Genomic DNA, 23244 nt, shown 5'->3' on the forward strand with positions numbered 1-23244 from the left:
CGGTGACCGCACCCACCGTTCCGTCCAGGCCGTCCGTCTCCCCACAGCAAAGAAGGAGCCGGAAACTCCATGAGAGGCAAACGAATCGGATCAGGTGCGGCAATGCTGGCCGGGGCCCTCGCGGTCACCGGGCTGGCGTTCGCGCCGTCTGCCGCCGCCGTCGCACCGACGACGGCGACCGTCACCGCGAGCTGCGGTCTGTTCGGCGGCGGAGCCGCCACCCTCACGGCCACCCAGAGCGGAACCTCGGCCACGATCACCTTCACCTCGACCGCGGTCACCGCGCCGATCCAGATCAACGCGAACAGCATCGCCTCGACGCTCACGATGGCGAACTCCACCGGATCGGCGAGGGTCTTCACCGGTACCGTGAACCCGCTCATGCCGATCGGTTCGCCGATCACCGTCGGTCCGCTCAACGGGACCGTGGCCTCCGGTGACTCGCTGAACTTCCTCGGGGGCTCCCTGAAGATGGTCGTCTTCGGGATCACCGTCACCTGTACGACGAGCTCGACGCAGTTGCCGGGACCGTTCGTGTTCGACTGATAGCGGTCGGGAACTGAGCACGCGGACCGTCGGTTTCCGTACGGGACCAGGAAGCTGACGGTCCATCAGTTCGTCCCGCCGTCTCCATTGACTTCTCACGCGATCCGCATCTCAATGCCCCCTGTCGGCGCAGAAGAGCCGCTGCGCCCGCACCCTGGAGGAGGGGGCAAAACATGGGTTCACCCCGAAGGTCCCGAAGACGGCGCTGGGCATCGCTGCTCGGGGCCACCGCGCTCGCGGTCACCGCGGGCGGGGCGCTGGCGGGTCCGGCCGGCGCCGCTGTCAACGTGGAATTCCCCACGCACTGTGTCCCGCCGCCGCTCGCGGGCCTCCCGCCGATCGACGGCACCACCACCGCGAGGATCACGGTGGACAACACCAGTCCCGAGGTCGGCGACACCGTCGCCGTGACCTACACGGTGGTCACGCCCGCGGCGAGCAATCCCACCGCGCTCGACCTGCCGGCCGACATCATGACGCCGACGGGCATGGTCAGCCTCGGTGGCGCGCAGACCGGCAACGTCACCGTCGCGGGACCGAGGAGCAATCCCCCGGTGCCCGGCCTGGGCGCGTTCCCGTCGTTCTCCATGACCGGCACGTTCACGGTCACCTCGCCCGGCGCGATCACCCTCTCGCCCGGCGACTACAACATCCACACCAGCTACATCCTCGAGCTGGACACCCCCTGCACCGTGACCAACCCGCCCGCCCCGGTGTCGGAGACGGTCACCGCGGCCGCCAACCCGCCGGCCAACACCCGTGCCATCTCACTGGGTTCGGCCTCCGGGGCGCCGGGCGCGGCCGTCGCCGTCACCGGCAGCGGCTTCACGCCGGGTGCGACGGTCACGTTGGCCGGGCGTTCCGGGGCGACCCAGACCGCGGACACGGCGAGCGTGGTCGCGAACGCGCAGGGGAACATCTCGGGCGCGCTCGTCGTCAGCGACCTCACCACGACCGGTGTGGTGGCGTACGAGGGCAGTGCCTGGGACTCGGCCGTCGGCGCCGGTCCGGTCGCCTATGTGGTCATCAACGACCAGCCCATACCCGAGGGCAGTCAGAAGCTGACCACCGCGGTGCGCTCGGGCATCCTGTCGATGACCCAGGCCGGGGACGCGGTGACGATGTCCACCGTGGACGTCGGCTCGGGTCAGCCCTCGACCGGTGCGCTCAACGCGGTGACGGTCAAGGACTTCCGTGGCGGACCCGCGGGCTGGTCCCTGACCGGCAAGGTCACCGACTTCAGCGGACCCGGCGCCAAGATCACCGCCGACAAGCTGAGCTGGACGCCTGCCTGCACCACCAAGGCGGGCAGCCCGAGCACCTGTCAGGCCGGGTCGCCCGGAGTCGTGGGCGGCTCGGGGGCGACCCTGGCGTCCACCTCGGACGCGACGGTCGCCGGCGGTGAGTTCACCGCGAACGCCGGACTCTCCCTCGACGTACCGGCGTTCACGCCCGCGGGCACGTACTCCGGCATTCTCACCCTCACGCTCAGCTGACCCCTCACACCCAGCCGAGCGCAAGCACCACGTCCACCGGTGGCCGGGCGCCCGCCCCACAGGTCCGCACCCGCCCGTCCACCGAAGCCGTCGCAGCCCGTACGCGGGGGGTCCGCACCCATGCGCAAGCCGTACGTCCTCCTTCAGCCGCTCCTGCTGCTGTTCCTCGTGTGTCTGATGTTCGCCGCGCCCTCCGCCCGCGCCGCCGACAACGGCAACTGGTCCGTCTACCCGGTCTCCTCGGCCGTCGCCGCGCGGCCCTACTTCTATGTCTCCGCCGATCCGGGGCAGACGATCGAGGACAAGGTCGTCGTCGCCAACAAGACGGCCGAGCCCCTCACCTTCCGGCTGTACGCGGCCGACGCCTACAACACCGAGCGCGACGGCGGGTTCGCCGTGAAGTCGCTGGGGGAGCGGATGCTCGGCGTGGGCGCGTGGGCCGAGCTGCCCGAGGAACGGGTCACCGTGCCCGCCGGCAAGACGCGCACCGTGCCGTTCACCGTCCGGGTGCCCGAGGGCGCCGAGCCCGGCGACCATCCGGGGGCGATCGTCGCCCTCGACGAACGCGTCGCCGACGGCGGCGGCAGCGTCGCACTCGGGGTGCAGCGGGCGGTCGCCGCCCGGGTCTATCTCTCGGTCGGCGGTCCCACGCTCCCCGCGCTCGCCGTCGAGGACGTCCGCGTCAGCCACCACCAGCCGCTGGTCCCCGGCCTGGGCGACAGCACGGCGACGATCTCCTACACCCTGCACAACACCGGCAACGTCACCCTCGAACCGAAGGTGGAACTGAAGGCGCAGGGGCTCTTCGGCCGCACCCTGCTGACCCGGGACCTCACCAAGATCCCGTCCCAGCTGCTTCCGGGCCAACGGGTCCACCTCACCGAACGCTGGCAGGGCGCCCCCCAACTCGACTGGGCGGACGTGAAGCTGACGGCCACCGCCACCGACACGAAGGAGTCGGCGACGGCGTCGTTCGTGGCGGTGCCGTGGCTGGTGGTGACGGTGGTGTTCGTGGCGGGCGGGTCGGCGGGGGTGCTGCTGGTCAGAGTGCGTCGGGGCCGCGCTCGCCCGTCCGGACCCGGACGACCGTCTCGACAGGCAGTGCCCACACCTTTCCGTCGCCGATCTTCCCCGTCTGTGCGGCCTTGACGATCGCGTCGATGACCGCCTCGGAGTCCGCGTCGTCCACGACGACCTCGATGCGGACCTTGGGCACCAGGTCGACCTGGTACTCCGCGCCCCGGTACACCTCGGTGTGGCCGCGCTGGCGGCCGTAGCCGCTGGCCTCGGTCACGGTCATGCCATGCACGCCGAGCTCCTGCAGGGCCGTCTTGACCTCGTCGAGGCGGTAGGGCTTGACGATCGCGGTGATGAGCTTCATGCCTGGGGCTTGACCTTCTGAGCGGAGGGGAGGACGGACGCGCTGACCGGGGCGCCGTGGCCCAGGACGCCGTGATCGTATGCCGTCTCGGCGTGCACCGTAAGGTCCAGGCCGGTGTGCTCGTGGTCCTCGTCCGCCCGGAAGCCGATCGCCCTGTCGAGCAGCTTGCCGATGCCGTACGTGACGAGGAAGGCGTACGCGGCGACGACGATCACCGCGACGAGCTGCTTGCCGAGCTGGGCGAGTCCGCCGCCGTAGAGGAGGCCCTGCGCGCCGCCCGTCATGGTGTCCACCGCGAAGACGCCGATGAGGAGCGTGCCGATGACGCCGCCGACCAGGTGGACGCCGACGACGTCCAGGGAGTCGTCGTAGTTCAGCTTGAACTTCCAGCTCACGGCATAGGAGCAGACGACTCCGGCGGCGAGGCCGACGACCAGCGCGCCGAGCAGCGAGACCGAACCGCAGGACGGGGTGATGGCCACCAGGCCCGCGACCGCGCCGGAGGCCGCGCCCAGCGTCGTCGGGTGGCCGTCGCGCCGCTGCTCGACGAAGAGCCAGCCCAGCAGGCCGGTGCAGCCGGCGGCGAGGGTGTTGAGGAAGGCGGCGGCCGCGAGGCCGTTCGCGCCGAGGGCCGAGCCCGCGTTGAAGCCGAACCAGCCGAACCAGAGCAGACCCGCGCCCAGCATCACCATGGGCAGGTTGTGCGGCCGCATCGCATCCTTCTTGAAGCCCAGCCGCGGGCCCAGGACCAGGCACAACGCCAGCCCGGAGGCGCCGGAGGTGATCTCGACCGGCAGTCCGCCCGCGAAGTCCAGCGCGCCCAGGCCGTCCAGGATCCAGCCGCCCGGGCCCCAGACCCAGTGGGCGACGGGAACGTATACGAGCAGCGCCCAGACGGGTACGAAGACCAGCCACGCCCCGAATTTCGCCCGGTCCGCGATCGCGCCGCTGATCAGCGCGGCCGTGATGATCGCGAAGGTGAGCTGGAAGGTGGCGAAGAGGAGGGTGGGGACCGTGCCCTGGACGCTGTCCGGGCCGATGTCCGCCATGCCCGCGTGCCGCAGGCCGCCGATGAGACCGCCGAAGGCGTCGTCGCCGAAGGCGAGGGAGTAGCCGGCGGTCAGCCACACGACCGTGACCAGCGCGATCGACACAAAGCTCATCATGAGCATGTTGAGGACGCTCTTCGTGCGGACCATGCCGCCGTAGAAGAGGGCCAGGCCCGGGGTCATCAGCAGGACGAGGGCGGTGGCGGCGAGCAGCCAGGCGGTGTCGCCGGTGTTCGCTTGGGCGGCGGCCAGAGTCACGGGGTCTCCAACGATGCGGGGGGCTCGTCAGAGGGTCACCGGTCCTGGTTTCCGGTCGCGTACAGGTGTGTTTCCGTGACGTTTCGTTGCGTGGAGGTTTCCGGGAGCTCACCGCGGGGGGTGTTGCCGCTCGTGTGTGCGGCGGGGCTTGGTGGATCAGGGAGAATGGGCGGCATGAGCGTTCGTAACCAGTCATCCGAGCAGCCGGCCGAGGCCCCTCACCGCGCCGGCTTCGCCTGCTTCGTGGGCCGCCCCAACGCGGGCAAGTCCACCCTCACGAACGCTCTGGTCGGGAAGAAGGTGGCGATCACCTCGAACCGTCCGCAGACCACGCGGCACACCGTGCGGGGCATCGTGCACCGCCCGGAGGCGCAGCTGATCCTGGTCGACACCCCGGGTCTGCACAAGCCGCGCACCCTGCTCGGCGAGCGGCTGAACGACGTCGTGCGCGCCACCTGGGCCGAGGTCGACGTCATCGGCTTCTGCCTGCCGGCCAACGAGAAGCTGGGCCCCGGCGACCGGTTCATCGCCAAGGAGCTGGCCGGGATCAAGCGGACCCCGAAGGTCGCGGTCGTCACCAAGACCGACCTGGTGGACTCCAAGACGCTCGCCGAGCAGCTCATCGCGCTCGACCAGCTCGGCAAGGAGCTGGGGTTCGAGTGGGCGGAGATCGTGCCGGTCTCGGCGGTCGGCGACCAGCAGGTCGAACTGCTGGCCGACCTGCTGATCCCGATGCTGCCGGAGAGCCCGCCGCTCTACCCCGAGGGCGATCTGACGGACGAGCCCGAGCAGGTCATGGTCGCCGAGCTGATCCGCGAGGCGGCGCTGGAGGGCGTACGGGACGAGCTCCCGCACTCCATCGCGGTGGTCGTCGAGGAGATGCTGCCGCGCGAGGACCGTCCGGCGGACCGGCCGCTGCTCGACATCCACGCGAACATCTACATCGAGCGCACCAGCCAGAAGGGCATCATCATCGGCCCGAAGGGCAAGCGCCTCAAGGACGTCGGCATCAAGTCCCGCAAGCAGATCGAGGCGCTCCTCGGCACGCCTGTCTTCCTGGACCTGCATGTGAAGGTCGCGAAGGACTGGCAGCGCGACCCGAAGCAGCTCCGCAAGCTGGGCTTCTAGGGTTCGGGGGGCGTCGGCAGCGAGTTCTGCAAGTGGATCGGGGCGCTGCTCGGCTCGCCTGCCGCGCGGCGGTAGCCGCACGTTGGTGCAGCCTGGACCTGTATGTGAAGGTCGCGAAGGACTGGCAGCGCGACCCGAAGCAGCTCCGCAAGCTGGGCTTCTAGCCCACCGCCCCCTCCTAGACGCCCTGCGGGGACATGTCCTGCAGGCCCACCACCCTCAGCAGCTGCAGCCGCTCATGCGCCTCCGTGCCCGGGCGGGCCGTGTGGATGACCAGGAGCTGGTGGTGTTCATGGCTGAGCAGGACCTCGCAGTCCAGGTCCAGCAGGCCCACCAGGGGGTGCAGGAAGCGTTTCGTCGCCCGGTGGCGCAGGGCGACCTCGTGCTCCTCCCACAGCCGGGCGAACTCCTGGCTCCCGGCGCGTAGTTCGGCGACCAGGGCGGCCGGTTCCGGGTCGTCGGGGCGGGCCGCGGTCACCGCGCGGAGGTTGGCGACGACCGCGCGGGCGTGCTCCGCCCGGTCCTCCTCGGGGAACAGCTCGCGCGCGCCCGGGTCGAGGAAGTAGCGGCGGGCGAGATTGCGCTCGCGCCGGGGGCGGGACATCACGTCGAGGGTCAGGGCCCGCGCCATCGCGTTCTGGGCCAGCACCTCCGCGCAGTCGGTCACCACCTGCGCCGGGGTGTCGTGCAGCCGGTCCAGGATCAGCATCAGACCGGGCGGGACATGCGCCGACGCCGTCTCCCGGCGCGGGGGCTCCTCGCCGGCCAGGTGGAACAGATGGTCGCGCTCGTCGGCGGTGAGCCGCAGGGCGCGGGCCAGCGCGGTCAGCGTCTGACGGGACGGGCACGGGCCCCGGCGCTGTTCCAGCCGGGTGTAGTAGTCCACCGACAGACCCGCCAGCTGCGCCACCTCCTCGCGGCGCAACCCGGGCGTACGGCGCCGGGGGCCGGCCGTCAGACCCACGTCCGGCGGGGTCAGCCGGGCGCGGCTGCGGCGCAGGAAGTCGGCGAGTTCGGGTCGGTTCACGCCTCCAGCGTGCGGGAGTCCGCCCGGCTTATCCAGGGTCTGCCGGTCCCCCGATCGACAGGTCTCTCCCGGTCGCCCCGGATCCCGCCCAGGGTTGCAGACGCCGGATCGGGTTCGAGGATCGCGAGGAGAAGATCATGTTGACACTGGTGACGGGTACGACAGGACAGGTCGGCAGGCGGTTCGCGCCGAGGCTGCTGGCGCAGACGGCGCCCGGGGAGACGGTGCGGGTGCTGGTGCGCGACGCGGAGCGCGGGGAGCGGCTCGCGGAGCTGGGCGCCGAGGTCGTGGTGGGGGATCTGCGGGACGAGGAGGCGCTCGGCAAGGCGGTGGCCGGCGCGGACGCGGTGGTGAACGTCGCTGCGTCCTTCCGGGGCGTGCCGGACGAGGAGGCGTGGGCCGTCAACCGGGATGCGGCGGTGGCTCTGGGGCGGGCCGCGCAGGCCTCCGGAGTGAAGCGGTTCGTGCAGGTCAGCACGGGACTGGTGTACGGCCTTGGAAGGGGCCGCCCGCTGACCGAGGACGACGAGAGCCGGCCCGGCGGCGAGATGTGGAGCGCCTACACCGAGTCCAAGGCGACGGCCGAGCGGGAACTGCTCGCGCTGGACGGGATCGAGGTACGGATCGGCCGCCTGCCCTTCGTCTACGGGGAAGGCGACCCGCACCTCGCGCAGTCCCTGCTCTGGGCGGCGAACTGGGCGTCGGTCCAGCGCTTGCAGATGGCCCACCACGCCGACGTCGCCCAGGGGCTGCTGCGCCTCCTGTACGCGCCGGCGGTGAGCGGCCCGCTCTACAACATCGCCGACGACGCCCCCGTCACGGCGCTCGAACTGCACCTGCTCAACGGCGTCGAGGCGCCCGCCGACCTGCACACCCGGACCGACCCCGACCCGTGGTTCGGGGTCATGTCCACCGAGCGCATCCGCCGCGACCTGGGCTTCCGGCCGATCTACCCGTCGGTCTGGGCGGCCCGGGACGCGGGGGCGCTGTAGCCCGGGTCCGCCGTCGTCAGCGCCGGGCCTGGGCGTGGAGGGCGTCCCGCAGCCAGGCGTACGACGCCTTCGGGGTGCGCTGGAGCGTCTCGTAGTCGACGTGGACCAGGCCGAAGCGGCGCGCGTACCCCTCCGCCCACTCGAAGTTGTCCAGCAGCGACCACACGAAGTAGCCGCGCACGTCGACGCCCGCCTCGACCGCCCGGTGCAGGGCGCGGAGGTGGCCGTCCAGATAGGCGATGCGCTGCTGGTCGTCGACGCCCTCGTAGGAGCAGCCGTTCTCCGTGATGACGACCGGCGGGAGGCGGTCGCCGTAGCGGTCCTTGAAGGTCGTCAGCAGCTCGGTCAGGCCCTCGGGGACCACCGGCCAGCCGAAGTCCGTCACCGGGACGCCCTCGATCTGCTGGACGGAGAAGGGGAGTTCGGCCGGGATGGTGATCCCGCCGAACTCGATCTCGGCGCCCTGCGGCGCGCCCACCTTCGTCGGGGCGTAGTAGTTGACGCCGTACCAGTCGAGCGGCTCGGAGATCGTCTTCAGGTCGGCGGCCACGTCCCCCGGCATCAACTCGCCGAGCCCGTCGGGGTATTCGCCGAGCAGGACGGGCTCCGCGAACAGCCGGTTCAGCAGGAGGTCGTAGAACGCGGCCGCCTCCAGGTCGGCGGGTTCCTGCGAGGCCGGCCAGGTCGGGCCGTGCGAGTTGGCGATGCCGATGTCGGTGGCGCCGGCCGCGCGCAGGGCCTGGACGGCGAGGCCGTGGCCCAGCAACTGGTGGTGGGCGGCCGGGAGCGCGTCGAACAGGAGCTGCCGGCCGGGGGCGTGGGTGCCGAGGGCGTGGCCCAGCAGGGTGTGTTCGGCGGGCTCGTTGATCGTGATCCACTTCTTCACCCGGTCGCCGAGGCGGCCGACGACCACCGACACGTACTCGGCGAACCGGGCGGCGGTGTCCCGCTCCAGCCAGTCGAGTCGGGCCGGCAGGTCCCAGTGGAAGAGGGTGGGGACCGGGCGGACGCCGGCGCCCAGCAGTTCGTCGACGAGACGGTCGTAGAAGTCCAGGCCGCCGGGGGAGTTCACCCGGGGCCAGGAGATCGAGAAGCGGTAGGCGTCCACGCCGAGCCCCTTGAGCAGGGCCACGTCCTCGGGGTAGCGGTGGTAGTGGTCGCAGGCCACCGCCGCCGTCGAGCCGTCCTTCACATGCCCCGGCTCGGCCGTGAACGTGTCCCAGACGGACGGCTCGCGCTCGTCGACCGCGCCCTCGATCTGGTGGGCGGAGGTGGACACACCCCACAGGAAGCCGGCCGGGAACTGGGGGATCGGGTGCGCCGCGTCGCGCGGATCGTTCGCCATGGGCGGGATCATCCTTACCGATGGGTAAGGAAGTCAACGCCCCAGCGGGAAGTGCCCGTTGCCCGCCCGGCCCGGCACCCGGTCAGGCCCCTTCCTTCAGCACCCGCGAGATCAGCCTGCGCTGCTCCTCGGTGAGTCCGGGGTCGGCCGCGTGCACCGTCTTCCCGTCGATCGTGATCTCGTACGAGAACCCGTCCGGGACCCCGACCGGACGGGAGCGGTGACCGGCGGCGAGCACCCGCTCCGCCAGCGACTCGAACTCACGGGCATCGGGCCGCCCCGAGGTGTCCACCCCGGCGCTGCGCTCGATGCCCGCGAACCCGCCCGTGCGTGCTACCTGAATACGCATGGGTCCCTGTCTATTACGGACTCAGAGAATCCGCACCCCCACCTGCTCCCACGCCTTCTGCACGGCCTGGAGCTCCTCCCCGCCGTCGCCGAAGCGCTCGCGCGCGGCCTTCACCGTGAGTCCCGCGAAGTCGGTGAAGAAGGCCCGCTCGCCGAGCTCGCCGCCGGTCAGGACGTCGTACCAGATCTGTCCGGCCTTCTCCCAGGCGTAGCCGCCGAGGGCGGTGGCGGCCAGGTAGAACGCGTGGTTGGGGATGCCCGAGTTGATGTGGACGCCGCCGTTGTCGCGGCCGGTGCGGACGTAGTCGTCCATCGTCGCGGGCTGCGGGTCCTTCCCGAGGACGTCGTCGTCGTACGCGGTGCCCGGGGCCTTCATGGAGCGCAGGGCGCTGCCGGTGACGTCCGGGGCGAGCAGCTCCGCGCCGATCAGCCAGTCGGCCTCGGCGGCGGTCTGGCCGAGGGAGTACTGCTTGATGAGCGAGCCGAAGACGTCGGACATCGACTCGTTGAGGGCGCCCGGCTGGCCGTTGTAGGTCAGGTTCGCCGTGTACTGCGTGACGCCGTGGGCGAGCTCGTGCCCGATGACGTCGATGGAGTTGGTGAAGTCGACGAAGATCTCGCCGTCGCCGTCGCCGAACACCATCTGCTCGCCGTTCCAGAAGGCGTTGTTGTAGCCCTCGTCGTAGTGCACGGTGGCGTCGAGCGGCAGGCCGTCGCCGTCGATCGAGTGGCGCTGGTAGGCCTTCAGGAACAGGTCGAAGGTGGCGCCCAGACCGGAGTAGGCGCGGTTGACGGTGGCGTCCTGGCCGGGGTCCTGGCCCTCGCCGCGGACCTTGGTCCCGGGCAGCGAGGTGCCGTGCTCGGCGTCGTAGATCGTGCGCAGCGGCTGGTCCGACGGCGCCTTCGCGGTCGGGACGGCCGCGAGGCGGTACTCCGTGGTCACCTGGCGGAGCGTGCGCAGTTCGCCGTCGCGCAGCAGAGTGCGCTGGGCGGGGCCGGCGAGAGCGGGGTTGTCGCTGCGCGCCAGCCGGTCGAGGATGTGCGGCGGTACGACGGTGCAGAAGACGGGCTCGAAGCCCCCGTGAGTCGTCATGCCCGGCACACTTGCACTGTGTGATCCCGGTGTCACCATGGGCAACCATGATCGGTGAAAAACGGTGACAAACATGGCCGATCCATGGCTTTGAGTGGTATGGCGCACGTTTCGCACCATTGGTTCCGGTGGTCCCGCATACTGATACGGACCCGCGCGGCACAGGGGGCTCGGCTACAGTGCAGAGCACTATGTGTTTCGGGCTGCTTCTCCTTAGCTGCCGCGGCGAGGGCCTGTAGTCGAGGCCGACTCCCTCCCCGCGGAGCTTGGTGTTGCGTGTCGGCCGTCCTTCCGTCCGGACATCTTCCGGTCATCCTGAGGAGCCACCGCACCATGGCGAACCGCCAGCAGCCCAGCCACATGCCGATCCACAAGTACGGACAGTACGAGCAGGTCGACATCGCCGACCGCACGTGGCCGAACAACCGGATCACCGTCGCCCCCCGCTGGCTCTCCACCGACCTGCGCGACGGCAACCAGGCCCTGATCGACCCCATGTCGCCCGAGCGCAAGCGCCGGATGTTCGACCAGCTGGTCAAGATGGGCTACAAGGAGATCGAGGTCGGCTTCCCGGCCTCCGGCCAGACCGACTTCGACTTCGTGCGCTCGATCATCGAGGAAGAGGGCGCGATCCCGGACGACGTCACCATCTCCGTGCTGACCCAGGCCCGTGAGGACCTGATCGAGCGGACCGTGGAGTCCCTCAAGGGCGCCAGGCGCGCCACCGTGCACCTGTACAACGCCACCGCCCCGGTCTTCCGCCGTGTCGTCTTCCGCGGCTCGAAGGACGACATCAAGCAGATCGCCGTCGACGGCACCCGGCTGGTCATGGAGTACGCGGAGAAGCTGCTGGGCCCGGAGACGGAGTTCGGCTACCAGTACAGCCCCGAGATCTTCACCGACACCGAGCTGGACTTCGCGCTGGAGGTCTGCGAGGCGGTGATGGACGTCTACCAGCCCGGTCCGGGCCGCGAGATCATCCTGAACCTGCCGGCCACCGTCGAGCGCTCCACGCCCTCCACCCACGCCGACCGCTTCGAGTGGATGAGCCGCAACGTCTCGCGCCGTGAGCACGTCGTGATCTCCGTCCACCCGCACAACGACCGCGGCACGGCCGTCGCGGCGGCCGAGCTGGCGCTGATGGCCGGCGCCGACCGCGTCGAGGGCTGTCTGTTCGGCCAGGGCGAGCGCACCGGCAACGTCGACCTGGTCACCCTGGGCATGAACCTGTTCTCGCAGGGCGTCGACCCGCAGATCGACTTCTCCGACATCGACGAGATCCGTCGGACGTGGGAGTACTGCAACCAGATGGAGGTCCACCCGCGCCACCCGTACGTGGGCGACCTGGTCTACACGTCCTTCTCCGGCTCCCACCAGGACGCCATCAAGAAGGGCTTCGACGCGATGGAAGCCGACGCGGCCGCCAAGGGCGTCACGGTCGACGACATCGAGTGGGCGGTCCCCTACCTGCCGATCGACCCGAAGGACGTCGGCCGCTCCTACGAGGCCGTGATCCGCGTCAACTCGCAGTCCGGCAAGGGCGGGATCGCGTACGTCCTGAAGAACGACCACAAGCTGGACCTGCCGCGCCGGATGCAGATCGAGTTCTCGAAGCTGATCCAGGCCAAGACCGACGCCGAGGGCGGCGAGGTCACCGGCAGCGCCATCTGGGCCGTCTTCCAGGACGAGTACCTGCCGAACCCGGAGAACCCCTGGGGCCGCATCCAGGTCCGCACCGGCCAGTCGACGACCGACACCGACGGCGTCGACACGCTGACCGTCGAGGCCACGGTCGACGGCGAGGACACGGTTCTGACCGGCACCGGCAACGGTCCGATCTCGGCCTTCTTCAACGCGCTGGAGTCCGTCGGCATCGACGTACGCCTGCTCGACTACCAGGAGCACACGATGAGCGAGGGCGCCTCCGCGCAGGCCGCCTCGTACATCGAGTGCGCGATCGGCGACAAGGTCCTGTGGGGCATCGGCATCGACGCGAACACGACGCGTGCATCGCTGAAGGCGGTCGTCTCCGCCGTCAACCGCGCGACCCGCTGACCGCCCTGACCGGTGGTTTAGGGGCCCTGACCGCTGTATACGGCGGTCAGGGCCCCGTCGTTTATCAGCCACCCTTCCGTGGAGGTCACGGAAAGGTCTCGTCCAGGGTGCTGACTGCACGTCTTACCTGTGGCTAACATCACGCAGACGCGGCGATGTTGCCGCGGCATTACGCGGAGGTGCGACGTGCTGCCAGGACGGGGACGAGACGGCCGTGTCACCAGGCGTGCGCGCATCCTGGGCACCCGCACCGCATGGACGCCCATGGGCGACGGCGAGTTCTTCTGCCCGGGCTGCGGCGGTGACCGCAACTACCAGCGGCTGACCGGGCAGCGCCGCTTCACCGTCCTCGGCGTGCCGGTCGTGCCGCGCGGCGAGACCGGCCCGGTCGTCGAGTGCGGGGCCTGCCGCCGCCACTTCGGCACCGACGTCCTCGACCACCCCACCACCGTGCGCTTCTCGGCGATGCTCCGCGACGCCGTCCACACGGTCGCCCTCGCGGTGCTGTCCGCGGGCGGCGCCTGCGCCCGGACGGCCCTGGAGGCGGCGGCGGGCGCGGTGCGCACGGCCGGCTTCGCCGACTGCACGGAGGAACAGCTCGCGGCCCTCGTCGAGGCCCTCGCCGCCGACACCGGCCGCAGCTACGGCGAGCCGTACGGCGCCGGCCTCGCCATAGAGCTCCACGAGGCCCTCGACCCGCTCGCCCCGCACCTCGCTCCGGTAGGACGAGAATCGATCCTGCTGCAGGGCGCCCGCATCGCCCTGGCGGACGGCCCGTACACCCCGTCCGAGCGCGAGGTCCTCGCGACGGTGGGCGCCGCCCTGACCATCTGCGCGGACGACGTGACCCGGCTCCTGGTGGCGGCCCGCACCCCCTCCTGACGCCTCCCCGGCACCCCCCGGATACTCCCTGGGGAGTAACGCGGCCGTCCGGCCACCCCCGGCAGTACCCCCGAACTCGCCCTCGGGCGCGACGAACCGGCCCCTTCCCGCCGGAAGTCTGGAGAACGTATCCAGACAGCCGTGTCGAAGGGAGGGCCCGTCTCATGGGGGCCGCAGATGTGATGAGGGCCGGGAAGATGGGGGCCGGGAAACGGAAGAGCGTCCGCAGGGCTGTGCCCTGGTTGATGCTCGCGTTGTGGGTGGGCGTGCTCGCGCTCGCCTCGCCGTTCGCCGCCAAGCTCGCCGACGTACAGCACGACCGGGTCACCGACTACCTGCCGGCGAGCGCCGACTCGACCCGGGTCGCAAAGCTCCAGGAGCAGCTGCCCGGCGGCGAGAGCACCGAGCTCGTCCTCGTCTACCACCGCGACGGCGGCCTCACCGCCGCCGACCGCACGACGGCCCGGGAGCAGGTCGCACAGGTCGCCGGGGACCACGCACTGACCGGGACCCCCGAGGGCGTCCCGTCCGCCGACGGCGCCACGCTGATGTACCCGGTCGCCACCAACGAGCCCGGCACGGACGAGGCCGAGCGGGACGCCTTCGTCGACGACGTCCGCCGGGTCGTCCACAGCGAGGGCGGGCTGACGGTCGAGGTGGGCGGGACCGGCGCACTGGCCACCGACGCGAGCAAGGTGTACGACTCGCTCGGCGGGCCCCTGCTCTACACCACCGTCGGCGTCGTCGCGCTCCTGCTGATCGTCATCTACCGCAGCCCGGTGCTGTGGCTCGTGCCGCTCGTCGTGGCCGCGATCGCCGACTTCCTGTCCATGGGCGTCTCCTACGGCCTCAACCAGGCCTTCGGAACGACCGTCTCCGGGCAGAGCTCGGGCATCATGACCATCCTCGTCTTCGGCGCCGGCACGGACTACGCCCTGCTGCTCGTCTCCCGCTACCGGGAGGAGCTGCGGCGCGTGGAGCGGCCGTACGACGCGATGGCGGCCGCGCTGCGCGGCTGCGGGCCCGCCGTGCTCGCCTCCTCCGGGACCGTCGCCGCCGGACTGCTGTGCCTGCTCGCCGCCGACCTCAACTCCAACCGGGGGATGGGCCCGCTCGGCACCGTCGGCGTGCTGTGCGCCCTGCTCGCCATGCTGACGCTGCTGCCCGCGCTCCTGGTGCTGCTGGGCCGCCGGGTGTTCTGGCCGCTGGTGCCCGCCCACGGCTCCGTGCCCAAGGTGCGCCGGTCCCTGTTCTCGGCGATGGGCACGTCGGCCGGACGGCGCCCGCGGACCGTCCTCGCGGCGGGCGCCGTACTGCTCGGGGCGCTCGCGCTGGGCTCGCTGAACCTGCCCGGCGCGGTCAAACAGCAGGACTCCTTCGTCGACCGCCCCGAGTCGGTCACCGCGATGAAGACCCTCGCCGACGCCTTCCCGGAGCAGTCCGCCCAGCCCATCGAGGTCATGACCCCGGCCGGCCGGGCCGACGCCACGCTCGCCGCGATCCGGGACACGGACGGCGTCGCCGACGCCCGCGCGGGCCGTACCGGCGGAGGCTGGACGGAGATCGCGGTGACCGCCGCCGCACCTCCGCAGTCGGCGGCCGAGACGGCGACCATCGAGAACCTGCGGGACCGGCTGACCGACTCCTACGTCGGAGGGCCCAGCGCCCAGCAGATCGACCTGGTCGACGCCAACGCCCGCGACCGGCTCGTCGTCGTGCCGACCGTCCTCGTCTCCGTCCTGCTGATCCTGATCGTGCTGCTGCGCTCGCTGGTCGCGCCGCTGATGCTCGTCGCCGCCGTGGTCGCGGTGTGGGGCGCGGCGCTCGGCCTCGGCGGGCTGCTGTTCGGGCCGGTGTTCGGCTTCGAGGGCACGGATCCGGGGCTCGGACTGCTCTCCTTCGTGTTCCTGGTCGCCCTCGGCGTCGACTACGGCATCTTCCTGATGCACCGGATGCGGGAGGAGTCGATGCGCGGCGCCGAACCCGCGGCCGCCGCGCTGAGCGCGCTGCGCACGACCGGCGGGGTCATCGCCTCGGCCGGCCTCGTCCTCGCCGCGACCTTCGCCGTGCTGACGAACATGGGGCTCGTGCAACTCGTCGAGCTGGGCTTCGTGATCGCGGTGGGCGTGCTGCTGGACACGTTCCTCGTCCGGACCTACCTGGTCACCAGCGCGAGCGTGGCGCTGGGCCGGCGGGTGTGGTGGCCGGGATCGCTGTCACGGAAGTCGGCATCGGCACCGGGATCAGAACCGGGATCGGATCCGGAATCGGGATCGGAGCACGAACGCCAGTACGTCTGACGGAAGATGGGACCGTGCGGGAGGGGGAGAGCATGGGGTGGCTCCGGAAGACGGACGTGTGGATCGCCGTCGGCTCCACCGCCGCGGCCGTCGTCCTCGGGACCTTCGTCGAGGACGGCCGTCGCCCGGACGCCCTGGGCTGGGCGCTGCTGCTCGGCGCCCAGATCCCCCTCCTGGTACGGCGCCGCCACCCGATGGCCGTCATGCTCGCGGTGCTGGCGTGCGTCGTGCCGTACCACGCGCTCGACTTCATGCACAACGCCCCGGTACCGGTCAGCATGATCGCCCTCTTCACCGTCGCGGTCAGCGGCAGCGCCCGCCGCACCCTGGTCGTCGGGGTCGGCGTCGTCGGCTTCACCCTCACGGTCAACGCCCTGACCGACCCGGACCAGGTCGCGGAAATCCTGCGCATCACCGGTTGGATCGTCTCCGTGCTGCTCTTCGGCAGCTACCTCCGCATCCACCGCGAACGCGCCGAGCGCGCCGAACGCACCCGGGAGGAGGAAGCCCGCCGCCGGGTCGCCGAGGAACGCCTGCGCATCGCCCGTGACCTGCACGATCTGCTCGCCCACACCATCACCCTGATCGGCGTGCAGACCTCCGTCGCCGCCCATGTCCTGGCCGCGGACCCCGACCGGCTCGACCGCGCGGCCGTCGCCAGGGCGCTGGACGACATCGCCGACACCTGCCGCAACGCGCGCGGCGAGCTCCGTACGACGCTGGAGGTGCTGCGCGAGAACGACGCCCCCGACGCGCGCGGGCCGCTGCCCGGCCTGCACGGACTGTCCGACCTCGCCGAGACGGCCCGCGCGGCGGGCGCCGAGGTCGAGCTCTCGGTGGGGGCCGGGGAGGTGCCGCCCGCGGTGGGCGCGGCCGCCTACCGGATCGTGCAGGAGGCGCTGACCAACGCGGTGCGGCACGGCGGACGGAAGGACCTCGCCGTCGGCGTGCGGGTGCACGAGGGGCAGGGCGCCCTGCGGGTGACGGTGACCGACGACGGGGCGGGGGCGGGGACCGGGGCCGGTGCGGGCCCGCCCGGGTTCGGACTCGTCGGGATGCGCGAACGGGCGCGCAGCGTGGGCGGCACACTGGAGGCCGGGCCGAGGGACGACGAGAGGGAAGGCTACGAGGTGCGTGCCGTGCTGCCGACGGAGGCCGTCCGATGAGCGTCCCACCGAACGACCCGTCGAACGACCCGTCGAACGACGCACCGAACGACCCGTCGAACGACCCGTCGGGCGCTCCGGGGCCGATCCGGGTGCTGCTCGCCGACGACCAGACGCTGGTCCGGGCCGCGTTCGCGATGCTCGTCGAGTCGGCGCCGGACACGGCGGTGGTCGGACAGGCCGGCTCCGGCCGGGAGGCGGTCGCCCTGGCCCGCGACACCCGCCCCGACCTGATCGTGATGGACATCCGCATGCCCGACCTCGACGGCATCGAGGCGACCCGGCTGATCGCCGCCGACGAGGAGCTGGCCGGGGTCCGGGTCCTCGTCCTGACCACCTACGACACCGACGAGAACATCGTCGAGGCGCTGCGCGCGGGCGCCTCCGGCTTTCTGGTGAAGGACACCCGGCCCGCCGACCTCCTGGACGCCATCCGCACGGTCGCCGCCGGTGAGGCGCTGCTGTCGCCCGGACCGACGGCCCGGCTGATCGCCCGCTTCCTGCGCAGCCCCTCCGGGCCGCCCGCCGCGGGCGGTCCGGAAGGGCTCTCCGAACGGGAGCGCGAGGTGCTCGCCCATGTCGCTCGGGGCCTGACCAACACCGAGATCGCCGAGACGCTGGGCCTCAGCCCGCTCACCGCGAAGACCCACGTCAGCCGGATCATGGGCAAGCTGGGCGCCCGGGACCGGGCCCAACTGGTCATCGTGGCCTACGAGTCGGGGCTGGTCGCCCCGAGAAGGACGTGACGGGCCGTCCCGGCAGGCCTTACGGCAGGCCTTACGGCAGCGTCCGCTCGTACGTCTCGTCCGTGTCGGAGTCGTAGACGAGCTTTCCGGCCGCGTCGAAGCCCTTGATGTGCGGGGCGAGCGTGACCTGCCGGTTCAGGATGCCGGTGGCGACGAACCAGCCGTGGTCCAGGGTCGCCGTCGCGCTGCCGTCGCCGTAGGAGACGGTCACCTTGGCCACCGACGGCTCGACGGTGCCGACGACCCCCCAGCGGAACGGCAGCTTCCAGTTCCCCTTGTTCATGATCGACTGCTGGTACAGGTCGCCGCCGTTGACGTCGGGGACGACCGGGCCCACGTTCGGCCCGGCGGCGTCGCTCGAACTGGTGCTGATGCCGGAGGACACGCCGTCCGTGAGGGAGCAGACCACCCGGAAGCCCGCGGGCCGTTCCTTCACGGCGACGACGTGCATGCCGTCGCCGGGCGCGTTGGAGTCGCCGGTCTTCTTCATCGCCAGGATGATCCGGTAGTCCTCGGGTTCGCCGAGATCCCCGGCCGACCCGGTCGACCCGCCCTCGGCGGTCAGACACTCCGCCAGCCCGTCCGCGGCCTGCGCGAACGTGATCCCGTCGAGCAGCTGCCCGTCCGTGGCGGGCCGCGCGGGCCCGCCGGACGACGTCGTCCCGAGCGACGCCGTCGGGGACGCGGCCGGACTGCGCGGGGCGCTGACCGACGGCTTGGGAGCCGCCGTGTCAGCGCCCCGCCCCCCGTTCCCCCCGGCCACGGCATACGCCCCCACCGGCACCACGGTCAGCGTCGCCAGCACGGCACCGGTCACCGCCACGCGCCGTCGCCGCTCGGCCAGCCCGCGCCGCCGGATGGCCGGATACGGCGCCGGCGAGGGCTGCACGGAGTGCGCGTCCTCGGCGAGCAACTCCCGCATCCGCTCCTCGAACCCGAAGTCCCTTTGATCGTCCGCCCCGTTCACCGAAGGCCTCCCTGCCCCTGACTCTGAACCTGTGCACCGGCGCGACCGGCGGTCAGCCCCGGATACGAACGCAACTTCGCCAGCCCCTTGGAGGCCTGGCTCTTGACCGTGCCGGGCGAGCAGCCGAGCACCTCGGCCACCTCCGCCTCGGACAGGTCCTCCCAGTACCGGAGCACCACCACCGCCCGTTGCCTCGGCGGCAGTTGGGCCAGTCCGGCCAGCAGGGAGCCGCGCTCCTCCACCTGCCCGGCGCCCTCGTCACGGCCCGCCCGCTCCGGCGGCGCCGCGGTCAGCGCCTCCATGACCCGCCGCTTGCGGAACCGGTCGCTGTTGCAACTGACCAGCATCCGCCGGACGTACGCCTCCGGGTTGTCGCTGCGCGAGATCCGCCGCCACGACCGGTACGCCTTGGCCAGCGCGGTCTGCGTCAGATCCTCCGCGTGGTGGACGTCTCCCGTGAGCAGATAGGCGGTTCGCACGAGCCGGGACCACCGGGCTCTGACGAACTCCTGGAACCGCTCCTCTTGTTCGGCCTGCATCAAGCACCCCTCCTCGCCCTCCAGACCACCGGTCGGCCCGAATCGGTTGCCCGAGAGTCACGAGCACGTTCGAATGAGGCGATGGACGAGACGAAGGACGCGGCGACGGACGAGGCGAAGGACGAGGCGAAGGACGAGGCGAAGGACGCGGCGAAGGACGGGGTGCCGGACACGGCGCCGGACGAGACGACGGAGACCGGTGCGTGGGCCTGGCGGCCGGGGCAGCCCGGAGTGCTGGCCCTGCCGTCCGGGCGGCTGATCCGCGGTCGCGGGCTGCGCCGCCCGCTGGACCCGACGGCGCCGACACCCGCGTACGGCGTGTACCTGCTCGGCAAGCGCCCCCAGCAGGCCCCCTGGGAGTCCCGCTGGATCCACTGGCCCGACTTCCGCCTCCCCGCCGACCACCGGGCCGCCCGCGCGACCCTGATCGAGGCATGGGGCAGGGCGGCCGACGCGAGAGTCGAGATCGCCTGCGACGGCGGCCGCGGCCGCACCGGAACAGCCCTGGCCTGCCTGGCCGTCCTGGACGGCGTCCCCCCACCGGAGGCGGTGGAGTTCGTCCGCCGGAACTATGACCGACGGGCGGTGGAGACGCCTTGGCAGCGCAGGTATGTGCGGCGGTTCACAGGGTCAGCGTCATGAGCAGGCGGTGTTCGCCCGGGCCGAAGTAGTCCTTCTCGGGTTCGGTGGCATCGAGGACGAAGCCCAGGGACTTGTAGAGCAGGACGGCCGGGGTATTGCCGGGGTCGACCCAGGTGTGGACGGTGCCGGTGCCCAGGCGGCGCAGCCGCTCCAGCGATTCGCGCATCAGCGCGCGGCCGAGGCCCTGCCCGCGCCGGCCGGGCGCCACGCCCAGACTGAAGATCCAGCTCCGCGCCTCGCGCGGGGGCGTGGCCAGCACGTATCCGCACATCTGGCCTTCCTCCTCAGCCACCAGCAGATGGTCTGCGAACGCGACCACGAACTGGCGCAGGACGAAGTAGGGATACGGGCTGGCGGGAAAGGCCTCACGGTCCAGGCGGGCAAGCTCGGACAGGTCGTGCTCGCTGGCGGCGCGTACGCGTACGAACGGGCGAGTTTGTTGCATCGAACCAGAATTGCTCGGTGATCCTGCACCGTTCAAGTCCCTGGATCAGGTGTCGGGAGCCGGGTGCTGCGGTGCGCCCCCTGTGCCTCCGCCCCCGAGAGGGGATCGGAGTGAGGCGAGTCCGGGGATCGGCGCCGTTGATACGGTTGGGCATGTCTTTGGGATCACCGGGAAATCCGGGGCAGTTGAACGCGGAGGCACAATGGGAGGCCTTCGACCCCGTGGCCTACGTCCAGAGCAATTACCGCACCGTACTCCCTGTCGACGCGGAGATCATGTTCATCGTCCGCGCCCACTTCAGTGATCATTTCCGTGAATTTCCCGGGCTCAGGGTCCGGGCCATCGATGTGGGCGCCGGAGCCAACCTCTATCCCGCCTTCACGATGCTGCCCTGGTGCGACGAGATCACCTTGTTGGACCGGTCGACGCCGAACCTGCACTATCTGGAACGTCAGCTCAAGAAGCACGACCGCGGCTGGGACGCCTTCTGGCGGGAGTTGCGCACGGACGACGCCTACGCGGCCCTGTCCAGGGGCCCCTGGGACAGGTTCGCGGAGGTCGCCCGGGTGGAGCAGGGCGACCTCTTCGATCTGGTCGACCGGCCCGAACAGTGGCAGCTCGGGACCATGTTCTTCGTCGCCGAATCCCTTTCCACTTCCTACGGAAGGTTCCGCAGGGGAGTGGAGTGCTTCCTGGGGTCGCTGATTCCGGGCGCGCCCTTCGCGGCCGCTTTCATGGAGCACTCCGAGGGTTACTGGGTGGGCGAGAACCCTTTTCCCGCATGTGATGTGAGCGAGTCCGACATCCGTGACAGCATCGAGGGATACGCCGAGCGCCTGCGGATCTACCGGGTCGGCGAACCGGGGGAAGTGCGTCCGGGCTACACGTCCATGATCCTTGCTTGTGGCTTCCGCGGAACGGGTAACTCTGGAACGTCCTTGCCTGCCGCGCGAAGGGATCTGTGAGGGGGCACAGAATGCAGATCAAGCCGAGGCAGAATCTGCTCGAGGTGTGGCAGGCCGTCGCCCGCCATTCCTTCGACCACGGTGAATGGGACTGGGGAGAATGGGGCGGCCGCAGCAGCGTTGCCGACGCCGAACGGCTGCTCTGTCTGCTGTACCCCGCCACCGAGATCCAGCCGTTCCGGCTCGACGACCCCGACACCACCCAGCTCGACGTGGAAAGCGCCCTGAGGAACGCGGGCGACTCCAGCGAGATCCCCGTAAACCTCGTGGAGATCCTCGGCGAATTCATGGCGAAGCACCGCGGCGAGGAGGGCCCCACCTTCGCCGGCGGCTACTACTTCGCGGCGGAGGACCCCGCACAGGAACTGTCCGAGGAGCAGCGGGAGATCGGCGTCGTCGACTCCTACTCCATGTCGATCACCCTGTGCCTGGCCACCCTCGGCTTCCTCAAGGTCTACCGGGGCAAGACCCGGCGGGCCGCCACCCTCGCCCGGATCGACCAGCTCCGGGACGAGACCAGCGCCCGGCTGACCGCGGCCATGGTGAGCCTGCTGCGCTCCTTCACCGTCAACGTCGTCGACATCGACTCCGAGCAGGGACAGGCCCTCTCCCGGCTGCTCGGCCGCGGCCGGCTCTCCGACCGGCAGGTCCTGCACCGCTTCCAGGACCGCTTCAAGTCGCTGCGCGCCCTGATCACCGAGAGCGTCGTGCTCGGCCTCGACGGTGACGTCACCGACGAACTCCGCAACGAGAACCGGCTGTTCGAGTGCGGCTGGGCCTGGAGCCTGGTGCAGGGCGCCCCCGAGGTCGAGGTCGAGCCGGCCACCGCCGAGAGCATCGGCAAACAGCCCGAGGGCTTCGCCCGGGCCGTGCCCTACCTGTACTTCACCGTCGTGGCCCTCGACGGCATGCCCGACCTCTACTCCGAGCGCACCCTCGTCCTCGGCCTGCTCACCCCGGAGCAGCAGCGGCTGGCCGACGCGCTGCGGCTGCGCTGGGAGATCACCCAGCAGTACTGGTCCGCCATCGCCCGCTTCGACGACGCCACCTGGCCGCTGGAGGAGATCCCCTGGCGCACCACCCTTCAGCAGCTGGAGTCGGAGTACTTCTCCCTCTGCGTCGCCGCCATCCTCGTCCACGACCTGATCCGTCGGCGTGCCACCGATGACGACCTCACCCGCACCGTCGCCGTCATGGAACGCCTCGCCGACCGCGGCCGCATCACCAGCCGCCCCACCCGCGAGGACCCGGCGGTCGGCCTGCACAACCCCGGTGTCGCCCTGCCGCTGCTCGGCAGCGAGCAGCTCGGCCCCGCCATGAAGTGGACGATGGGCGACTTCTCCGCCCAGCTCCTCAAACGGACCGTCCAACTCTGCGCCCTGTCACGGAACATCGCCTCGCAGGACCGGCTGCTGCGGCTCGCCGAGGGCATCCTCGACCACCTCTGGGCCCGCCGGATCAGCGACGGCGAGGGGGTCGGCCTGTGGGACGATGTGCACGCCGTCTACCCCGAATCGCCCTTCAGACAGGGCCCGTTGTCCTGGGACGTCACCGAACGGGTCGTCGAGTGCATGGTCGCCGCGCACGCCCTCTACTCCCAAGCTCCGATCCGCAGCGCCGAGTTGTCCGTCCTCGCCCAGGCCGCGATCAGCGAGGCCGCGCACCTCTTCGGCCAGGAGCTGATGGAGCAGCCCGCCCCCGGCCCCAAGAGCCCCCCGGGAGAACAGATCAAGGCCATCGAGGCCGACCTGCGCCGCGCCCGGCAACTCGTCGACCGAAAGCCCGGCACCGCCCATGCGCTCGCCCTCGGCGTGCTGGCCCGGCTCCACGGCCTGGCTCGCGCGCGGGGCGACGCCGGCTCCAGGGGGGTGTGA

At 71.2% G+C, this 23244-nt stretch carries 22 protein-coding genes; 13 read left to right on the plus strand and 9 right to left on the minus strand.

Going from position 1 to position 23244, the window contains the following annotated elements; all coding sequences use genetic code 11:
- Window positions 1-69 precede the first annotated feature (69 nt).
- From ACWD4O_RS12730 to ACWD4O_RS12740, 3 genes are all read left to right on the plus strand, one after another.
- Window positions 70-546 (plus strand): hypothetical protein, encoded by a 477-nt coding sequence (locus tag ACWD4O_RS12730; RefSeq protein ID WP_451279712.1) that lies wholly within the window; start codon window positions 70-72, stop codon window positions 544-546.
- Window positions 547-719: 173 nt separating this feature from the next.
- Complete coding sequence (locus ACWD4O_RS12735; protein WP_451279713.1) at window positions 720-2042, plus strand: beta-xylosidase; 1323 nt, start codon at window positions 720-722, stop codon at window positions 2040-2042.
- Between the two features lie 120 nt (window positions 2043-2162).
- The gene (locus ACWD4O_RS12740; protein ID WP_451279714.1) at window positions 2163-3191 is read left to right on the plus strand and encodes a WxL protein peptidoglycan domain-containing protein; all 1029 of its coding nucleotides are present in this window, start codon (window positions 2163-2165) and stop codon (window positions 3189-3191) included.
- Here the strand turns inward: ACWD4O_RS12740 and ACWD4O_RS12745 are convergent.
- The gene (locus ACWD4O_RS12745; RefSeq protein ID WP_351917717.1) at window positions 3085-3423 is read right to left on the minus strand and encodes a P-II family nitrogen regulator; all 339 of its coding nucleotides are present in this window, start codon (window positions 3421-3423) and stop codon (window positions 3085-3087) included. The two genes, ACWD4O_RS12740 and ACWD4O_RS12745, sit on opposite strands and share 107 nt — an antisense overlap.
- Window positions 3420-4730 carry an ammonium transporter gene (locus tag ACWD4O_RS12750; protein ID WP_451279715.1) on the minus strand — a complete coding sequence of 437 codons (1311 nt, stop codon included), beginning with the start codon at window positions 4728-4730 and terminating at the stop codon, window positions 3420-3422. Before ACWD4O_RS12750 ends, ACWD4O_RS12745 begins: the two co-directional genes overlap by 4 nt.
- 174 nt (window positions 4731-4904) lie before the next feature.
- On the opposite strand from ACWD4O_RS12750, the gene era reads away from it, so the two are divergent.
- Window positions 4905-5858, plus strand: a complete 954-nt coding sequence (era, locus tag ACWD4O_RS12755) for a GTPase Era (protein ID WP_351917721.1) — start codon at window positions 4905-4907, stop codon at window positions 5856-5858.
- 178 nt (window positions 5859-6036) lie between these two features.
- On the opposite strand, the gene ACWD4O_RS12760 is transcribed toward era, so the two are convergent.
- Window positions 6037-6885, minus strand: a complete 849-nt coding sequence (locus tag ACWD4O_RS12760; RefSeq protein WP_451279716.1) for a helix-turn-helix transcriptional regulator — start codon at window positions 6883-6885, stop codon at window positions 6037-6039.
- Between the two features lie 137 nt (window positions 6886-7022).
- Here ACWD4O_RS12760 and ACWD4O_RS12765 point away from each other — a divergent pair, with 137 nt between their 5' ends.
- Window positions 7023-7877 carry an NAD-dependent epimerase/dehydratase family protein gene (locus ACWD4O_RS12765; protein WP_451279717.1) on the plus strand — a complete coding sequence of 285 codons (855 nt, stop codon included), beginning with the start codon at window positions 7023-7025 and terminating at the stop codon, window positions 7875-7877.
- Window positions 7878-7893: 16 nt separating this feature from the next.
- On the opposite strand, the gene ACWD4O_RS12770 is transcribed toward ACWD4O_RS12765, so the two are convergent.
- The 3 genes from ACWD4O_RS12770 to ACWD4O_RS12780 all read right to left on the minus strand — a co-directional run bounded on the left by ACWD4O_RS12770 (window position 7894) and on the right by ACWD4O_RS12780 (window position 10663).
- Window positions 7894-9222, minus strand: a complete 1329-nt coding sequence (locus ACWD4O_RS12770) for a GH1 family beta-glucosidase (RefSeq protein ID WP_451279718.1) — start codon at window positions 9220-9222, stop codon at window positions 7894-7896.
- 82 nt (window positions 9223-9304) lie between these two features.
- Window positions 9305-9571: a protealysin inhibitor emfourin gene (locus tag ACWD4O_RS12775; RefSeq protein ID WP_351917731.1), complete on the minus strand. Its 267-nt coding sequence runs from the start codon at window positions 9569-9571 to the stop codon at window positions 9305-9307.
- Window positions 9572-9592: 21 nt separating this feature from the next.
- Window positions 9593-10663 carry a M4 family metallopeptidase gene (locus tag ACWD4O_RS12780; protein ID WP_451279719.1) on the minus strand — a complete coding sequence of 357 codons (1071 nt, stop codon included), beginning with the start codon at window positions 10661-10663 and terminating at the stop codon, window positions 9593-9595.
- Window positions 10664-10996: 333 nt separating this feature from the next.
- Between ACWD4O_RS12780 and leuA the strand changes: the two genes are divergently transcribed.
- From leuA to ACWD4O_RS12805, 5 genes are all read left to right on the plus strand, one after another.
- Complete coding sequence (gene leuA, locus ACWD4O_RS12785) at window positions 10997-12718, plus strand: 2-isopropylmalate synthase (RefSeq protein ID WP_351917734.1); 1722 nt, start codon at window positions 10997-10999, stop codon at window positions 12716-12718.
- 186 nt (window positions 12719-12904) lie between these two features.
- Entirely contained in the window at window positions 12905-13600 is a 696-nt protein-coding gene (locus ACWD4O_RS12790; protein ID WP_451279720.1) for a TerB family tellurite resistance protein, read from the plus strand.
- A 197-nt stretch (window positions 13601-13797) separates the two neighbouring features.
- The gene (locus ACWD4O_RS12795; RefSeq protein WP_451279965.1) at window positions 13798-15900 is read left to right on the plus strand and encodes an MMPL family transporter; all 2103 of its coding nucleotides are present in this window, start codon (window positions 13798-13800) and stop codon (window positions 15898-15900) included.
- A gap of 32 nt (window positions 15901-15932) precedes the next feature.
- Complete coding sequence (locus tag ACWD4O_RS12800) at window positions 15933-17066, plus strand: sensor histidine kinase (RefSeq protein WP_451279721.1); 1134 nt, start codon at window positions 15933-15935, stop codon at window positions 17064-17066.
- Between the two features lie 95 nt (window positions 17067-17161).
- The gene (locus ACWD4O_RS12805) at window positions 17162-17812 is read left to right on the plus strand and encodes a response regulator (RefSeq protein WP_451279966.1); all 651 of its coding nucleotides are present in this window, start codon (window positions 17162-17164) and stop codon (window positions 17810-17812) included.
- Window positions 17813-17843: 31 nt separating this feature from the next.
- On the opposite strand, the gene ACWD4O_RS12810 is transcribed toward ACWD4O_RS12805, so the two are convergent.
- Together ACWD4O_RS12810 and ACWD4O_RS12815 are read right to left on the minus strand one after the other, a co-directional pair.
- On the minus strand, window positions 17844-18779 hold the full coding sequence (locus ACWD4O_RS12810; RefSeq protein ID WP_451279722.1) for a hypothetical protein: 936 nt from the start codon (window positions 18777-18779) through the stop codon (window positions 17844-17846).
- Window positions 18776-19318, minus strand: coding sequence for a SigE family RNA polymerase sigma factor (locus tag ACWD4O_RS12815; protein WP_451279723.1), 543 nt, complete (start codon window positions 19316-19318; stop codon window positions 18776-18778). Before ACWD4O_RS12815 ends, ACWD4O_RS12810 begins: the two co-directional genes overlap by 4 nt.
- 231 nt (window positions 19319-19549) lie before the next feature.
- Here ACWD4O_RS12815 and ACWD4O_RS12820 point away from each other — a divergent pair, with 231 nt between their 5' ends.
- The gene (locus ACWD4O_RS12820) at window positions 19550-19960 is read left to right on the plus strand and encodes a protein-tyrosine phosphatase family protein (RefSeq protein WP_451279967.1); all 411 of its coding nucleotides are present in this window, start codon (window positions 19550-19552) and stop codon (window positions 19958-19960) included.
- Here the strand turns inward: ACWD4O_RS12820 and ACWD4O_RS12825 are convergent.
- Window positions 19941-20405 (minus strand): GNAT family N-acetyltransferase, encoded by a 465-nt coding sequence (locus tag ACWD4O_RS12825; RefSeq protein ID WP_398418970.1) that lies wholly within the window; start codon window positions 20403-20405, stop codon window positions 19941-19943. The two genes, ACWD4O_RS12820 and ACWD4O_RS12825, sit on opposite strands and share 20 nt — an antisense overlap.
- Window positions 20406-20557: 152 nt before the next feature.
- Between ACWD4O_RS12825 and ACWD4O_RS12830 the strand changes: the two genes are divergently transcribed.
- A complete protein-coding gene (locus ACWD4O_RS12830) occupies window positions 20558-21370 on the plus strand; it encodes an SCO2525 family SAM-dependent methyltransferase (protein WP_398419133.1) in 813 nt (270 codons plus the stop codon).
- Window positions 21371-21381: 11 nt separating this feature from the next.
- A complete protein-coding gene (locus tag ACWD4O_RS12835) occupies window positions 21382-23244 on the plus strand; it encodes an SCO2524 family protein (protein WP_451279724.1) in 1863 nt (620 codons plus the stop codon).

Source organism: Streptomyces sp. NPDC002623, from assembly GCF_053592635.1.

Coding starts and splice junctions, on each gene's coding strand:
- ACWD4O_RS12730 (WP_451279712.1), top strand. CDS start 70: ATGAGAGGCAAACGAATCGGATCAGGTGCGGCAATGCTGGCCGGGGCC.
- ACWD4O_RS12735 (WP_451279713.1), top strand. CDS start 720: ATGGGTTCACCCCGAAGGTCCCGAAGACGGCGCTGGGCATCGCTGCTC.
- ACWD4O_RS12740 (WP_451279714.1), top strand. CDS start 2,163: ATGCGCAAGCCGTACGTCCTCCTTCAGCCGCTCCTGCTGCTGTTCCTC.
- ACWD4O_RS12745 (WP_351917717.1), bottom strand. CDS start 3,423: ATGAAGCTCATCACCGCGATCGTCAAGCCCTACCGCCTCGACGAGGTC.
- era (WP_351917721.1), top strand. CDS start 4,905: ATGAGCGTTCGTAACCAGTCATCCGAGCAGCCGGCCGAGGCCCCTCAC.
- ACWD4O_RS12765 (WP_451279717.1), top strand. CDS start 7,023: ATGTTGACACTGGTGACGGGTACGACAGGACAGGTCGGCAGGCGGTTC.
- ACWD4O_RS12770 (WP_451279718.1), bottom strand. CDS start 9,222: ATGGCGAACGATCCGCGCGACGCGGCGCACCCGATCCCCCAGTTCCCG.
- ACWD4O_RS12775 (WP_351917731.1), bottom strand. CDS start 9,571: ATGCGTATTCAGGTAGCACGCACGGGCGGGTTCGCGGGCATCGAGCGC.
- ACWD4O_RS12780 (WP_451279719.1), bottom strand. CDS start 10,663: ATGACGACTCACGGGGGCTTCGAGCCCGTCTTCTGCACCGTCGTACCG.
- leuA (WP_351917734.1), top strand. CDS start 10,997: ATGGCGAACCGCCAGCAGCCCAGCCACATGCCGATCCACAAGTACGGA.
- ACWD4O_RS12795 (WP_451279965.1), top strand. CDS start 13,798: ATGGGGGCCGGGAAACGGAAGAGCGTCCGCAGGGCTGTGCCCTGGTTG.
- ACWD4O_RS12800 (WP_451279721.1), top strand. CDS start 15,933: ATGGGGTGGCTCCGGAAGACGGACGTGTGGATCGCCGTCGGCTCCACC.
- ACWD4O_RS12815 (WP_451279723.1), bottom strand. CDS start 19,318: ATGCAGGCCGAACAAGAGGAGCGGTTCCAGGAGTTCGTCAGAGCCCGG.
- ACWD4O_RS12825 (WP_398418970.1), bottom strand. CDS start 20,405: ATGCAACAAACTCGCCCGTTCGTACGCGTACGCGCCGCCAGCGAGCAC.
- ACWD4O_RS12830 (WP_398419133.1), top strand. CDS start 20,558: ATGTCTTTGGGATCACCGGGAAATCCGGGGCAGTTGAACGCGGAGGCA.
- ACWD4O_RS12835 (WP_451279724.1), top strand. CDS start 21,382: ATGCAGATCAAGCCGAGGCAGAATCTGCTCGAGGTGTGGCAGGCCGTC.